12 protein-coding genes are annotated in these 13,428 nt (G+C 42.8%); 5 read left to right on the forward strand and 7 right to left on the reverse strand.

Annotated features, from left to right (window positions below; genetic code table 11):
* The 4 genes from glgC to R8N28_RS05535 form a co-directional block, all read right to left on the reverse strand.
* On the reverse strand, positions 1-1,218 hold the full coding sequence (gene glgC / locus R8N28_RS05520; RefSeq protein ID WP_006742254.1) for a glucose-1-phosphate adenylyltransferase: 1,218 nt from the start codon (positions 1,216-1,218) through the stop codon (positions 1-3).
* A 541-nt stretch (positions 1,219-1,759) separates the two neighbouring features.
* Positions 1,760-3,508, reverse strand: a complete 1,749-nt coding sequence (locus tag R8N28_RS05525; protein WP_065275277.1) for a formate--tetrahydrofolate ligase — start codon at positions 3,506-3,508, stop codon at positions 1,760-1,762.
* Between the two features lie 236 nt (positions 3,509-3,744).
* Complete coding sequence (locus R8N28_RS05530; RefSeq protein ID WP_005376376.1) at positions 3,745-5,049, reverse strand: inosine/guanosine kinase; 1,305 nt, start codon at positions 5,047-5,049, stop codon at positions 3,745-3,747.
* Positions 5,050-5,283: 234 nt separating this feature from the next.
* Entirely contained in the window at positions 5,284-5,754 is a 471-nt protein-coding gene (locus R8N28_RS05535) for a CreA family protein (RefSeq protein WP_005397614.1), read from the reverse strand.
* Between the two features lie 145 nt (positions 5,755-5,899).
* On the opposite strand from R8N28_RS05535, the gene R8N28_RS05540 reads away from it, so the two are divergent.
* Positions 5,900-6,409: a hypothetical protein gene (locus tag R8N28_RS05540; RefSeq protein WP_005386088.1), complete on the forward strand. Its 510-nt coding sequence runs from the start codon at positions 5,900-5,902 to the stop codon at positions 6,407-6,409.
* A gap of 195 nt (positions 6,410-6,604) precedes the next feature.
* The gene (locus R8N28_RS05545; RefSeq protein WP_065275278.1) at positions 6,605-7,273 is read left to right on the forward strand and encodes an HAD-IA family hydrolase; all 669 of its coding nucleotides are present in this window, start codon (positions 6,605-6,607) and stop codon (positions 7,271-7,273) included.
* 430 nt (positions 7,274-7,703) lie between these two features.
* Here the strand turns inward: R8N28_RS05545 and R8N28_RS05550 are convergent, their stop codons facing one another.
* On the reverse strand, positions 7,704-9,134 hold the full coding sequence (locus R8N28_RS05550) for a methyl-accepting chemotaxis protein (RefSeq protein ID WP_005376380.1): 1,431 nt from the start codon (positions 9,132-9,134) through the stop codon (positions 7,704-7,706).
* A 314-nt stretch (positions 9,135-9,448) separates the two neighbouring features.
* On the opposite strand from R8N28_RS05550, the gene R8N28_RS05555 reads away from it, so the two are divergent.
* From R8N28_RS05555 to R8N28_RS05565, 3 genes are all read left to right on the forward strand, one after another.
* Positions 9,449-9,622: a hypothetical protein gene (locus R8N28_RS05555; RefSeq protein ID WP_017820948.1), complete on the forward strand. Its 174-nt coding sequence runs from the start codon at positions 9,449-9,451 to the stop codon at positions 9,620-9,622.
* Positions 9,623-9,703: 81 nt separating this feature from the next.
* Positions 9,704-10,306, forward strand: coding sequence for an ACP phosphodiesterase (locus R8N28_RS05560; RefSeq protein WP_053303599.1), 603 nt, complete (start codon positions 9,704-9,706; stop codon positions 10,304-10,306).
* Positions 10,307-10,373: 67 nt separating this feature from the next.
* Positions 10,374-11,633, forward strand: a complete 1,260-nt coding sequence (locus R8N28_RS05565; protein ID WP_005376383.1) for a DEAD/DEAH box helicase — start codon at positions 10,374-10,376, stop codon at positions 11,631-11,633.
* A 27-nt stretch (positions 11,634-11,660) separates the two neighbouring features.
* On the opposite strand, the gene R8N28_RS05570 is transcribed toward R8N28_RS05565, so the two are convergent.
* Positions 11,661-12,449, reverse strand: a complete 789-nt coding sequence (locus R8N28_RS05570; RefSeq protein ID WP_017634180.1) for an EAL domain-containing protein — start codon at positions 12,447-12,449, stop codon at positions 11,661-11,663.
* Between the two features lie 187 nt (positions 12,450-12,636).
* The gene (locus R8N28_RS05575) at positions 12,637-13,269 is read right to left on the reverse strand and encodes a hypothetical protein (protein WP_005376385.1); all 633 of its coding nucleotides are present in this window, start codon (positions 13,267-13,269) and stop codon (positions 12,637-12,639) included.
* Positions 13,270-13,428 lie beyond the last annotated feature (159 nt).

A 13,428-nucleotide genomic window follows, 5' to 3' on the forward strand; every position in this document is an offset into this window, starting at 1 on the left:
TTAATCGAATTGGTAACTTTCGGGTATGACGACAATACCTTTGTCTGAGATTTTAAATCGCTTCGCATCTTCAAGTTTGTTGATGCCAATTTGAGTATGTGGCGGAATACGAACATGTTTATCAACTATGCAGTTTACCAACTGACTTCCTTCACCAACTTCTACGTCATCAAAAATGATGGAATCGACTACCGTTGCACTATCTTGAATGCGTACATTAGAGGAAATAATGGAGTGCTGTACCGAGCCTCCGGAATTGATGACACCGGTAGCAATGATGGAGTTAATAAAAATGCCTTCATTACCCGTGGCCGACGATACAGTACGAGCTGGTGGAAACTGCGGCTCGTAAGTACGAATCGCCCAATTAGACTGATAAAGGTTCATTGGCGGCACAGGTTCTAGTAGATCCATATTCGCTTCATAGAAGGAATCAATGGTACCCACGTCGCGCCAATAGCAATCTTTATCGACGCGCCCTTTACTTCCACAGAATTGATAAGCGTAAACGGATTCGGTATCAATTAGCTTAGGTATGATGTCTTTTCCGAAGTCATGGCTTGATGAATCGAGTTTTGAGTCGTCTTCGAGTGCTTCTTTCAAAACATCCATATCAAAGATATAGATTCCCATGGAAACGAGGCTTCTGGTTTTGCTTCCTGGAAGGGTAGGTGGGCATTCTGGTTTTTCTATAAATGAAGTAACTAGCCCGTTTTCTGCGGTGCCCATTACACCGAATGCTGAAGCATCCTCTACGGGAACATCCATACAGGCAACGGTGAGCTTAGCACCTTTCTCTTTATGCTCTTCAAGCATTGCGGCGTAGTCCATTCGATAGATATGATCGCCGGATAACACAACCACATACTTTGCATCATTTCGCGATAGCAACCACATGTTGTGATAAATCGCATCGGCGGTTCCTTCATACCATGCACCACCTTTGCGCATTTGTGGTGGAACAGCAGTAATGTACTCGCCTAGCTCTGGATTGAATATCGACCAGCCGTCTCGTAAGTGTTTTTGAAGTGAATGAGATTTATATTGGGTTAAAACAAGGATCTTGCGTAAACCCGAATGTAAACAATTGGTTAGTGTGAAATCTATAATTCTATATTTTCCGCCAAAAGGTACGGCTGGCTTGGTTCTGTCATCGGTGAGTGGGCTGAGTCTAGACCCCATCCCTCCTGCTAAAATTACGGCGAGTGCGTCTTCCATAGTATTCCCTTTCCCTTTTCTGACATGCATCAAAACGGTGCTAACCTGAAGGAGGTGGTATGCAACGCAGAGGTTTTGAAAAGCATGTGCTAATGTGCTTATTAGTGAAAAGTCTACTACAAGAATCGAGCCATAGAATATCTCCTTAAAAATCAAGGAGGTTAAAATTTCACTGTAAGACAACTGCACCATATTAGTGAAGCGCTAAATAGCCCGTGCATCAAATTGGCGCAAAATTGTAGAAAGGAGAAGTCAACAAGTATGGATTTACAATGTAAAGTGGCGACAAAACAAGAAGATAAATAGGTTTTTCTAGCTTAATAACTATGGCTAAACAAGGCTTAGGGTTAGCGTCTTAACTCTAAAGGTCTAAAACAGGCGCGTTGATGTAAGGCAGGAGAGCTTTGTATCAACAATTCAAGAGTAGAAGGCCTGAGACAACTCTTTTCACAGTTGTTGAGAGTGAGTGAGTGGATAGGTAAGTAGACCACTCACTCAATGAATATGCTCACTTCACTGATAGCGATACGTTATCACTGCACTAAGAGAGACCGACGATATTTCCTTCATCATCAAGATCTAAGTTCATAAATGCGGGTTTATCAGGTAAGCCTGGCATCGTCATCACGGTACCAGATAATGCATAAACGAATCCTGCGCCCGCACACAAGCGCAGCTCGCGGATTGGGACGGTAAAACCAGTTGGTGCGCCTTTGACTGCGGAGTCTGTGGTTATCGATAGTGGTGTCTTCGCGATGCAAACCGCTAAGTTGTTAAAGCCTAATTGCTCAAAATGTTTGAGCTGTTCAGTCGCGATAGGAGTCATTTCTATATTGGTTGCTCCATAGCCCGCTTCACATACTGCCATGAGCTTTTCGAGTAATGATTGCTCTTTGTTGTATAACGGACAAAACTCTACAGGCGTGGTACACGCATCAATAACATGTTGAGCTAGTTCCGTTGCGCCTTGTCCGCCTTGCGAAAAAGCGGTGCTGATGGCTACTTTAACTTCGGGATTAAATTGGTGAATCAGCTCTTCAAGAGCTTTAAGCTCTTTCACACAATCTTGTGGAAACTGGTTAATGGCAACGACAGCAGGTAAACCGTATTTATGAACGTTATTTATGTGCCATTTTAAATTTTCAAACCCAGCCTCCAATGCTGCTTGGTCCGGATTAAAAATGGAATCTGGAATAGCCATACCTGGGCGTAAATCGTAGTGTCCAGAATTCGCTTTGAGGCCGCGTAATGTTGCTACGATCACTACACAGTCCGGGGCTTTGTTGGCGGCAGCAGCTTTAATGTTACACGCTTTCTCAAATCCCATATCCGAACCAAAACCGGCTTCAGTTACCGTGTAACCTGACAATTTTAGCGCAATATCGTCCGCGATAATGGATGAATTTCCATGGGCGATGTTTGCAAATGGACCTGCATGGATCAACGTAGGAACACCTTCTAGAGTTTGCATCAGTGTTGGTGCAATCGCCTCTTTTAGTGTTACTGCCATTGCTCCTGCAACTTGTAGATCTTCCGTAGTGACGGGGGTTCCGTTCAAATCGTACGCTACGACAATTTTCCCGATACGTTGACGTAAATCTTTTAAATCTTTGGCTAGTGCAATTATAGCCATTAACTCGGAAGCAGCTGAAATATCGAACCCTTCGTCACGCTCGAAACCATTGATGGTTTTTCCTGCATCATTGAGGCCAATTTTGACTTTACGTAGTGCACGATCATTATGGTCCATCACTCGTTTCCAAGTAATACTTGCCGTGTCGATTTTAAGTGCTCTTAACCCGGTGCGTGATTCAAAGGCATCATAACCCTCGCGTTGCTCATGGAACAAGCGAGCGTCAAGAGCGGCTGAAGCAAGGTTGTGCGCCGCTGTCACTGCGTGAATGTCACCAGTAAGGTGTAAGTTTAACTCTTCCATTGGAGCTACTTGAGAATAACCGCCGCCCGCTGCGCCACCTTTAATACCGAAGACGGGTCCCATCGAAGGTTGCCTTATACATGCAATAACAGATTGATTAAGCTTTGCTAAACCTTGCGCCAGGCCTATCGTCGTAACGGTTTTTCCTTCGCCAAGAGGAGTCGGCGTGATCGCAGTGACGAGTACAAGTTTACCGTCATCATTTGCTTTGAGTCGTTCCAAACATTTTGGGTGGACTTTGGCTTTGTGCTTCCCGTGAGTGTCATACTCTTCGGGTGATAGTCCTACTTTTTCCGCGATAACATCAATAGAAGAAAGTGGTGTTTTTCGGCAAATTTCGATATCTGACTGCATGGAGAATCCCCAAAGTGGTACTCAGGTAGCGTTGAAAAACTACCTGAGTTATAACGAGTATTATTGTGAGGCAAAGGTCTGCTTGGTGATGGTACTGTTTCGGTTAGGCTTGTAAAGAGTTTACTGCTTCGTATTGTGCGACATACTAACGAAATCTACTCGTTACAGTGCTAGACAAAAACAAAAAGGCCACCAAATGGTGACCTTGATATATTTTTAGCTTTAAAGCTGTCGTTTTAACGATCCCAATAAGTCTCTTCTAAGCTATCTTCTCGTTCAGGAAGCGCTCGCGATAGGCGAGGAGAGTGCTGCGTCAACACTTCATAGCTTACTCGGTTTGCGTATTTACAGATCTGAGAAAGCGAGGAGTAGGTTAAGCATCGTACTTCGTGCTTTTCTGAGTTAGGCACTTCTTTTTGGTGGAAAGAGTTTGCTGCCATGTCATGCAGTAAGGCTGAAAGGGCTGCATCACCTGCACCGTTAGTGTTCTTAATCTCTAGTGGTCCACCAAGGTAAGGGCCGATGTGAGAGTAGACCTTCATTGGGTTTTGACAGTCTTCTTTACGCATCGCACGACTAAACTCGTACTGGTTAAAGGCTTCGAGGGAGCTTTCAAGGATGTCGTGTGTGGTTTCTCGTTTTACTTTCTCATCGGTGTAACCAGCCATGTACAGACCATTTGGTCCTGCCGTACACAGTACGAGATCAACCCATTCAAGTGCTTTATCAGCAGCAGCTAGCGGCTCTGTTTCACCTGTTAGCGCCGCACCTTCTTCTTCATTCATAGCGACAACAGAAATGTTTTCGCGAATGTATTCTTGCCACCACTGTGCGTTACCTTCGATAACGTACTTCGTCCCTAACGTAAGTACAACAGGGACATCGTGCTTCTTAGCAAAGTCGATCGCTCTTTGTACCGCTTTAGGCATTGGATCTTCTTCTTTACCACGCATGAGGTAAGAAGAAACAACCAGGGCTGATGCTTTCTCAAAGATCTCTTCAGGAATGCTTTCCGGAAGTAGTTGATTCATATGACCTTCGTTGATAGCAAATGTACGCTCACCGTCTTGAGAAATTAGGGTGTAGCAGCGACCAATAGGGCCATCTACCGTTTGTAAATGGTTAAGGTTCATGCGTGAAGACGTACGGCAAAGGTAGCGGTAAGCAAAAGAACCGACTTGAATGTTCTTAGACATCACACCGAGCAAAACGGATTTGCTATCGGCTAAAACTGAGTAGTTGTGAAGAGTATTGCCAATCGTGTCACCTGGGTATTGGTGTGTGATCAGGCCTTGCTCAACCAGTTCTTCGTAAAGTGCATCTGCTTTGCTTTCTTCAAGAACGAGCGAATGTCCTTTACTCAGGTTGTATTTCTCTAAAAACGCGTCATCTACACGTGCTTCGATATCTACAATGGTTTGACCGACACCAACAATAGTTGGGCGATATAGCTTAGGTGCCTGTCGGATTTGGTTTACTAATGGATCTCGAGCGTGAGTTGGGAAGTAGTGTTTAGATTTACGCTGACCAGGAAACTTCATGCTTGTTCTTGAGTGAGAAAAAAAAGAGGCGGGATTGTATCACAAAAAAATGAAAATCGTGGCGATTTATTACAAAGAAGTCTGCTCGCTGAAAAAATCAGCGAGCTGAGTAAATAGCAACCAAAGCAGCAGCAGCTTATGACGCTTGTCGTATTGCAATGGGTTGTTTTTTTAAACTTGTTGCTCAGCAGCGCCCGGAAAGAGCCTGCTCCGCGCTAACTAAATTTACCCGCGTTACTTTTTCACTTCAGTTGGCTCAACGTAAGCCTTGGTACCCCAAAGTGGGACTGTCGAAAGGCTATGCTTAAAACTACCATCGGTCTCTTTTGTTGTATAAGACAAGTAGAGTAAGGTTTGGTTATCGGCATCATAAATACGGCGAACCTTCATTGTTTTGAAGAAAATGCTTTTTGACTTCTTAAATACAATTTCACCGGACTTACTCTTATCTATTTTTGCAATCATTTCCGGTGTGATTTCGCCAGTCTGACGACATGATATTGAGCTATCACTTGGATCTGCTAAGCTGAAATCCGCTTCGATAGAGGCGATGTGACATGTGACACCTGTTACCACCTCGTCTTTCAACTCACCGACTTTGATGTCTTTCAAAGTAAACCAACCGAGCCCCACGTCAGCAACATCGTTATCTGAACAACCAACTAGAGTAGTAGCAAGCAATGCACTTAACAGCATCTTTTTCATTATTTTTGTCCTTAACTAGGAAAGATATTGATGAAATCTATCAGAGGTTTGCACCTAAAACAAAATTTAGCCACGGAAAGGTCTATGTGCGCTAGGTTTGTTGCGGGCTTCATGCTAATGTACTGCTCTAAACGAAGGTATCAAGATGAATGAACAACAGTTAGCCAGTATCGAGCGTAAAAATACATGGCTGTATGATCTGGTCGAAGTTGAATTTCCGACACCAGAGAGTTTGAAAGGGCGCGATGTCTATTTCAAAACGCTAGAAAAAGCAACGTATCAAGTAGTCGACAAAGACACACTACTGGAAAGTGACTCTGAATTTAATCCCGACGATATTTTTCTGGTCGATTTTCATCGACTGACCATTATGTTCTCTATCTTGCAATCTCAGCGCTGGGAACAGCAGTATGATAAAGATATGATCATTGAATATCTGACACAGATTATCCTCACACCAGATTTTGAATTATATGTTGGTTTTAAATCTGGAGTCCCAATTGGTGCTGCTATTGTTAGCCATCTCGAAGGAAATACACTCATCTCTGATGTTGCTGTTTCTGAATCAAAATACAAAAGCTCGTTTGTGGCTGATCTGGCTAAAAGACTAAGCACCGAGCAAAAACTGTTAGACTCAGTGGTTATCGAAGACTAATTTACACATCAATGTGCATAAAAAGTAAAGCAAGATGACGTTGGGTGATCTTGCTTAGAAAAACTGTAATTGCTCCCTTCTATTTCCATGAAATGCCAAGCTCGTCGTTTCAACAATCCCAAACTCAAATAAGATTAATCCAAACATTCTTAAAATCAGCTTGGGCTTGAGCCTTTAAGACGTCTGGAGATGGCTATGGCAATTACCAATATTAAGTGCGTGATATTTGACTGTGATGGTACGTTGGTCGACAGCGAAAGACTGTGTTGCCAAGCGCTCGTCAATGTATTTAACCAGCATGGGGCTGAGTTAACGATGGAAGAGTGCGTTTCTCACTTTAAAGGAGGAAAGCTCGCTGACATCCTTTTAGATACTAAAGAATTGAAAGATATCAAAGTCCCAATTGATGTTTTAGAGCCGCAATACCGAGAAGAAGTCCAGTCTCTTTTTGTGCGTCACTTACAGCCGATGGATGGCGCAAAACGATTAATTCAGTTTTTGGATTCGCATAATATCGAATATTGTGTGGCGTCTAATGGACCTAAAGATAAAATTGAATACGCTTTGGAGTTAACCGGTTTACTCGATGCTTTCCGAGGGAAAGTGTTCTCGGCATTCGATGCGAATAGTTGGAAGCCTGAGCCCGATTTAATCATGTACAGTGCTATGAGCATGGGCTTTTTACCAGGTGACTGTCTTTATATTGATGACACTCCTAAAGGAGTTGAGGCGGGACTAAACGCCGGTATCAAAACGGTGCAGTTATTTAATGGTGAAGCTATCAATCGTGTTGATGACGAGCGTGTAATTCGCATCCATCATTTAGATGAATTAAAAGAGCAGCTGTGTGGCTGCTCTGTTTGACCTATTAATGGCAAACCGGACTTAAGCTGTGGATGTGCTTAAGTTTAGACTGTAGGTAAGGCGTTTGATGTAGACATTGGATAGATGAGAAGTTTTTTGTATGAAATCCGCAAGCAGCGCATGTGAATTTCTCGCCATCCGATGAAATGAGATATTCATCTCCTTGGCAGAGTGGACAATTCAGGTTCTCTATGTCTTTTGTGTCTTTGTAATTATTCATATTGTTTTCCAGCAGCAAATTGGAATTGGCAAGATCAAGCATAGCGGAACGCTTTGTTTAAGAACATTATTTCATCCGGTACAGCGAGAACTTGAGATTCACTTCAAATATCCACTTGGATGTCGTAGAAAATACCGAAGGTAATAGTTGAACACGGTTTAAAGAAAAGGGCTCCTTAAGGAGCCCTTGTTGATCATAAGTTCCACAATGTTATGCGGTGCGGTAGCGTTGTAATATCTCACCAAGAGAAACGGAGGCCTGCGTGAGATTAGCGACGCCAGCGGTAGATTGCTCCGCCACTTCTCTGATTGTGCTTGATTGACTACGAATTTCTGAAAGTTCCGATGCAATATCGTTAGCAACTGCGCTTTGTTCTTCAGCAGATGTGGAAATCTGAATGCTCATGTCCATTAATGAGCGTGCTGACTCGGCAATAGAGGTAACATCATGGCCGATTTCATCAATAAGCTGGCTGCTGGTTTGAGCTTGCTGAACGGTTCGGTTGGTGATTGAAGCAATGTTCTGGCTCTCAATTTGAAGCTTCTCAATCATGGCTTGGATCTCTACTGTTGCCTGTTGAGTTCTGCTTGCTAATGTACGTACTTCATCGGCAACCACTGCAAATCCACGACCTTGTTCACCAGCACGGGCTGCTTCGATTGCTGCGTTTAGTGCCAAAAGATTAGTTTGTTCTGAAATGGCGTTAATCGTTGTGATCACGTCATTAATCTGCGTCGTATTCTCGTTTAAATTGGTTACTGACGTAGAGGCTTGTTCAATATAGCTAGATAACGTCTCTATCTCGCCAATCACGTTTTGTACACGGCTTCTGCTTAGTTCGATCTTCTGGGCATCTTGGTCTGACTGCGTCGTTGCTTGTTGAGAAATACTTGATACCTCCTTTGCAGAGGCTGTCATTTCTTCCATTGCCGTCGCGACTGAATCAAGCGTTTGATATTGATGAGATATCTGGGTTTCACTCAACTGCATATCTTTTTCGAATGCAGAAGATGTCTCGCTCAACATCGTTGCATTATTTTTAACACTATTAACCAGTTCACTTAAGGTATCCATAGACTTGTCTAGCGCACAGCCGATGGTACCGAATTCATCTCGACCTGGATGGAAACCAAGACGAGAGGTTAAGTCACCGTCACCAATTTTTTCGGTTGTTGTATATAAAACCCACAGAGCTCCTCCGATAAACGTTGCCACCCAGTAAGAGAATAGGGCAAAAGGAATAACCCATAAGAAGCTGAGTAATAGTGACGATAGAGCTGATGATTTTAACGATTCGTATTGTGTGGACACATTTTGAGTCAGCTTAATCACTTCTCCAGAATGCAACTTGGCATAAGCGGTCACAGACCCATCGACAAAAGAACTCTCGCTTACGCGGTTCGATTTCGATACGCCGTCAATTTCTGTAGCGCGGTTTGATTGAGCATCAACGATACCAGAAAGCTTCGCTTCGCTCGCCGAGATGGCTTGCTGCTCAAATTGTTGTATTTCATTGAAGTAGCGGCTTCCAGCCACTGAAGTGAGGGCTACTAAAAATAGTAGGAATATAACCCACATTTTGTCGTTGATAGACATCTTGATAAACAGCCTGTCTATCGTTCTAAACTCAACTTCTCTCATTTAAAGCTCCATTAGAGATAAAAGATATTGACCAAATCTATTGCTATATCGAAACAAAATATGCGAAGTTAATCAGCAAAATATGTAACGAATACTAAATTTAGTTTAAGAAATGAGATCTAAGGACGCCTATAACAGTATGTTATATCTTTAAATTGACATGAATGTTGATAAAAGAGTCATTTCTCTAAAGTGTTAAGCGGATATGAAATCTAATTGCAATCGTTTACTTTTGATTATGCTCATAGGTTTTTAAATCTTTACTTCTCGCTGTCATGAATGTGTCATATAAAGACTATAAAAAGGAGTTGCTGATGTGGATATGGCAAGAGCCAGGCCGTCAGCAAGTAAAAGCAAGAGAGCTTAAAATAAAGGAGGTCACAATGAGCGACCAATACCAAAACGATGAGAGCCTAGAGCTGCTAGATGCGCTTGAAATTGGCATTATCTTGTCGGAATACGTTGGCTCAGACAACGAAGCCGAATAGCGGAACACTCTCATCTCGTCGTAATTGACGTTATACTAGGTTCATGTCACACCAAGCCCTAGAGGCCAAAACTGGCGTCGAATGAACTTTCTAGCCCACCTGCATATCGCAGAACACAGTAACAGCCATTTATTGGGAAACTTGCTTGGAGACTTCGTAAAAGGAGATCCAAGCAAGCTGTATGATCGCGATATCTCAAATGGCATCAGATTACATAGATTTGTTGACCGTATTACTGACCATCATCCAATCGTCAACGAATGTAAGCCTCATTTCACTGGTGTTGCGAGACGTTTTGCACCTATCGCTTTAGATATGTTTTGGGATCATTGCCTCGCAAAACACTGGAACGACTTTCATTCCGTGTCTCTCGAACACTTTGTAAAAACGGCATACGAGCGAGTAAACCGAGAGGTTCATGAACATTTGCCGCCACGTTTTTTGGTGCTCCACAGCAGAATGTGGCATGGCCGATGGCTTCAATCCTATCAAGATCTAGACAATATAGAATTTGCACTACATCGGATGTCGCAAAGAAGTCCTAGAATGGCAGACTTAACCACAACATTTAAAGTGATTGAAAGTGATTACACTGAATTAGAAGAGAAGTTCTCGTCACTTTATCGAGATGTTTTGCGCCAGTCGTATGATTTTCAGCAACAGCTTAATGACTCAACTCAATGAGATAGAAAAGTAGTATGGCTTTAGGGGCTCTGGTAAACTCTGCGCTCCAAAAATAATGAGGTTACACATGTCTGTTAATTTTGCTGATTTAGGCATCGAACAAAAGCTAATCGAGACGCTAGGCAATCTAAATATCGTGACGCCAACACCAGTGCAAGAAAAGTCAATTCCACACGTCCTTGCAGGAAAAAACTTACTTGCTGCTGCACAAACTGGTACGGGAAAAACGGCTGCGTTTGGTTTACCTATCATACAAACCGTTCAGCAAAAGAAACTTAACGGCACACCTCAAGCATTGATTTTGGTTCCAACACGCGAGCTTGCACAGCAGGTATTTGATAATTTGAATCAGTACTCGGCAGAAACAGAACTTCGCATCGTGTGTGTTTATGGTGGTACAAGCATTGGCGTACAAAAGAGAAAGTTAGAAGAGGGCGCTGATATTTTGATTGCCACGCCAGGCCGCCTTTTGGATCACCTGTTTAATGGTAACGTAAACATCTCTAAAACCGGTATGCTCGTGTTAGACGAAGCCGACCGTATGTTAGATATGGGATTTTGGCCTGACTTGCAGCGCATCTTCCGACGTTTGCCTGCTGAGAAACAGATCCTATTGTTCTCTGCGACATTTGAGAAGCGAATCAAAACTATAGCGTATAAACTCATGGAATCGCCAGTTGAAGTCGAAGTTTCACCAGCAAATACGACTGCTGAAACGGTAACACAAATGGTTTATCCAGTGGATAAAAAACGGAAACGTGAATTGCTAGCGTACTTAATTGGCTCGCGGAATTGGCAGCAAGTGCTTGTATTTACAAAAACGAAGCAAGGCAGTGATGAGTTAGCGAAAGAGCTCAAGTTAGATGGCATCAAAGCGGTTTCTATCAACGGCGATAAATCACAAGGTGCCCGCCAAAGAGCTTTGGATGAATTTAAACAAGGTAAGGTACGTGCTTTGATTGCAACCGATGTGGCAGCACGAGGGTTAGACATTCAAGAGCTAGAACAAGTCGTGAACTTTGATATGCCATTCAAAGCAGAAGATTATGTCCATCGAATTGGCCGCACTGGAAGAGCAGGAAAGTCAGGTTTGGCGGTTTCTCTGATGAGTAGAGATGAGGAGTACTTGTTGCAAGCTATCGAGAATCTGCTTGATCAACGCTTACCCCAAGAATGGCTGGCAGGTTTCGAACCAAGTCTTGTAGAAGAAGTTGAGCCTGAACAAAATGGGGGTGGGCGTCGTCGTAGTCGTTCATCTGAGAAGCGTAAGCTAAAAGCAAAATTGGCGATTCATAAGAATCGTGGTAAATCACGTAGCTCTCGCTAAACCGCGCAAACTTTTGTTCTTACATAGTCAGGCTGTTTTTGCCTCTTCATAGGCGTCTAACGTTTGGGGGATAGCAAGTAGGTACCCTTGATACATATCGAAACCGAGCTTTTTCATTAAGCGAAGTTGATGCTCGGTTTCAATTCCTTCGATAACGGTTTTAGAGCATAACGCTTTTGCGAGTGATAATGCATCGTTAAGCGCTTTAAAATCACCGTTTTCATACCTTAGCAATAAAGAGCGATCCATCTTGATTATATCTGGGCAAACGCTTCTCACTCGCTCAGTTGTCGATGCATTGACGCCATAATCGTCAATCGCTAATTTAAATCCTTCAAGACTTAACTCCCGAGCAGCTTGAGACAAAGAGAGTTCATCCTCCACCTTCAATTCAAGTAACTCCATGACGATTTGTTCATTCATCAAATGCGATTCATAAATGGTTTGTTTTAGCAGTCGGTTATACGTGATGTCTTTGACTAGTATCTCTGCCGCTACCGGTAATACATTGAGAAACAATTGTTTTGTGTGAAAACGAGACTGAGAGAAATTTTTGATATGGATTAGGCGACTTAAGCGTTCAACATTGAGCAAATCTTGAGTGGGAGTCGCTTTGGATTGGAAAAACTGATCTGGCCTAACCATGTTGCCATTGGCATTGCTAATTCTTACCAGTGCTTCAAGGCCAACGATAGAAATATCGTTCTTATATATGGGTTGAAAGACACTGCGGAGAGTGAAGTTCGCGTATTTCGCAATATACTGCCCGTCGGCTTGTTTCCGGATGCAACTAAGTAGTTGCGAGATGCTCATCATTGTTACCACAACCTAAATCAATGTCTCAACATCAGCGTTATCGCGCTAATTTTTCTATTTCATTGGCAATGAATCTAAGTGTGCTCATTAACTCAAGCAAGAACGATGGTAATGGATGGGTAGGTTTGTCGAGTGATATCAAACAAATTGATGAAATAATTGATAATCTCAGCACTTCAATTTGATGCTACCATTGCAGTACGGCATACAACTGCAAATATTTTCTGACTAACTGCTGTTTGTTCGAACGCCGTAAAGGATGCCCAAACTTAATGTAACAAGGGCTAATACCGAATCGAGTGTCCAAAGATTGCGTGAGTTGCGACTCGCTGGTGTACAGTGTGATTCCTTGTTCTGTGTATTCGTTGATCTGATCGGGTAGTTCACCCATCCACCAATGAAGCAATTCTCGGCTCGTTTTGCTGCGACTTATCCAATGATCGCAAACCAAAAAGAGTAGGTCATTAGGCTGTAAGGCATAGCCATATTCACTCTGCCATTCCGTAATTGATGAGAGTAAGTTTTCCCGGCAAGATTTTCCGGCACTGACCATATGGTGACTCAGAACCCAGACAGTGCCAATGTCGGATGAAATTCGATAGTGATGGGGAAGGTCTGGAGAATCCAACACTTCGATTGGCTTTATCACGCAGTTGTATCCAAAGTGACGAAAAGTATGTTCCATCCTTCTTGAAAACGCGAGACCAAGATGATGCTCACTCATGCCTTGGTTATGCACCGCAGGGTAATGCTTTTCACACAGCTTAAGACAGTCGTCTTGAAAATCATTAACACTTTGAATAACTAGGTCGAGTAGCAAAGAATATCCCTTAATAATTACAAAACGAACTGCAAAAGGTTAGCATAGTCTTTTGAGAATAGACTAATTTACTTCGGCAACTTCTTGATCTAAACACCAAATTTCTCACAAATGACCGTGTCTAATCTTTAATAGAGCAACACGAAAGAAGCAGAAGTT

Source organism: Vibrio sp. Vb1554, from assembly GCF_033344235.1.

Excerpts from the sequence above, each read along its gene's own strand:
- R8N28_RS05565 (WP_005376383.1), top strand. The coding sequence starts at position 10,374 with ATGTCTGTTAATTTTGCTGATTTAGGCATCGAACAAAAGCTAATCGAG.
- R8N28_RS05560 (WP_053303599.1), top strand. The coding sequence starts at position 9,704 with ATGAACTTTCTAGCCCACCTGCATATCGCAGAACACAGTAACAGCCAT.
- R8N28_RS05525 (WP_065275277.1), bottom strand. The coding sequence starts at position 3,508 with ATGCAGTCAGATATCGAAATTTGCCGAAAAACACCACTTTCTTCTATT.
- R8N28_RS05540 (WP_005386088.1), top strand. The coding sequence starts at position 5,900 with ATGAATGAACAACAGTTAGCCAGTATCGAGCGTAAAAATACATGGCTG.
- R8N28_RS05545 (WP_065275278.1), top strand. The coding sequence starts at position 6,605 with ATGGCAATTACCAATATTAAGTGCGTGATATTTGACTGTGATGGTACG.
- glgC (WP_006742254.1), bottom strand. The coding sequence starts at position 1,218 with ATGGAAGACGCACTCGCCGTAATTTTAGCAGGAGGGATGGGGTCTAGA.
- R8N28_RS05530 (WP_005376376.1), bottom strand. The coding sequence starts at position 5,049 with ATGAAGTTTCCTGGTCAGCGTAAATCTAAACACTACTTCCCAACTCAC.
- R8N28_RS05535 (WP_005397614.1), bottom strand. The coding sequence starts at position 5,754 with ATGAAAAAGATGCTGTTAAGTGCATTGCTTGCTACTACTCTAGTTGGT.
- R8N28_RS05570 (WP_017634180.1), bottom strand. The coding sequence starts at position 12,449 with ATGATGAGCATCTCGCAACTACTTAGTTGCATCCGGAAACAAGCCGAC.
- R8N28_RS05550 (WP_005376380.1), bottom strand. The coding sequence starts at position 9,134 with ATGAGAGAAGTTGAGTTTAGAACGATAGACAGGCTGTTTATCAAGATG.
- R8N28_RS05555 (WP_017820948.1), top strand. The coding sequence starts at position 9,449 with ATGTGGATATGGCAAGAGCCAGGCCGTCAGCAAGTAAAAGCAAGAGAG.